The 1,074-nt window shown below is 34.1% G+C and carries 2 protein-coding genes; both read left to right on the forward strand.

The window, feature by feature from the left end:
• Positions 1-562, forward strand: a 562-nt coding sequence (locus ACSX1H_RS19315; RefSeq protein WP_439185894.1) for a hypothetical protein, incomplete at its 5' end; no start/stop codon positions are given.
• A 19-nt stretch (positions 563-581) separates the two neighbouring features.
• Positions 582-794: a hypothetical protein gene (locus ACSX1H_RS19320; protein WP_439185895.1), complete on the forward strand. Its 213-nt coding sequence runs from the start codon at positions 582-584 to the stop codon at positions 792-794.
• Positions 795-1,074 lie beyond the last annotated feature (280 nt).

Below are 1,074 nucleotides of genomic sequence, written 5' to 3' on the forward strand. Positions count from 1 at the left end.
ATTATTAAGTTTAATGCCAAATCAATGTTTGGCTTTGTGGGAGTCAGGGAAGTGGAGCTGTGTTCTCTCCTTAAGCATCATGCAGCTAACCGTTGTGGGTAATTATGCAAAACGTAATATGAAAGCAAGTATCTTAATAATTATCGTTTTTATTTTTAGTTTGAATTTAACAGGTCAAGAAAGTAGTTCGCTGCAGAAATCAGACTCTCTTCTTGTATTGCAGAAGATTTATACTTATAATTTCGAATCAAATGAATTCGAAGATATTGACGAAATGTATCTTGAGGAACTTTGGAATTCAGACAAGCATAAAGCAGAGGAATTATTTAAAAAAGCAATAGAATTAAAATCAGCACCTATCCATGAACGTATGATTTTGGCTTCGTATTTCTATCACTCTAATGACTTAAAACCAGTTCACAATGTCCTTAAGTCGTGTATGACCCATAAAGATTCAATAAGTATATACAATATCATGGACTCATACAGAATTAAATTTAGTGACTTCAATATCAGTAAAGAGCAATTAAAGAAGTATTGTGAGAATTGCAAATACAATTAAAAACTTAACTCTCGATATTATGACTGAACAAGTTTTAAGTAAAATCATCAACGGAATCAGTATTATTACCATGTTGGCTGGACTTTTTGGAATGCTCTTTTGCTTTCCATTTTTATGGTCTGGACTAATGGAAGACCTTGTTGGAGCAGGATTTCCTTTTGTAGGTGGCTCAATACTATTTGGAACTGGCTTAATCTCATTGGCAGTATTCAACAAACGAGAAAAGAAATAACATACCCACAACACGTTGCAATAGCGCATAAGGGGTTCTTAGTAATTTGGAAGGTCTCTGTAAAGCCGACCATCGCCAAATTGCAGATTTGGCTTTAAAAATGAAATGTAAATCAAATATGCGCTTTGGCTTTGCTCAATTAAGAAAGATTGTGAGGTTAAATCCCCTTACGACGCCATGCAACCACCGTTGGGGCTAATTTAAGAGTACATATGGATAAAATAATTGTAATATTGACAGTTATAATGCTAACAGGATGTTCAAATTCAGGGAAACCAAA

Source organism: Carboxylicivirga taeanensis, assembly GCF_051851475.1.
In the GTDB taxonomy this organism is placed as follows: Bacteria; Bacteroidota; Bacteroidia; order Bacteroidales; family Marinilabiliaceae; genus Carboxylicivirga; species Carboxylicivirga taeanensis.

Excerpts from the sequence above, each read along its gene's own strand:
- ACSX1H_RS19320 (WP_439185895.1), top strand. The coding sequence starts at position 582 with ATGACTGAACAAGTTTTAAGTAAAATCATCAACGGAATCAGTATTATT.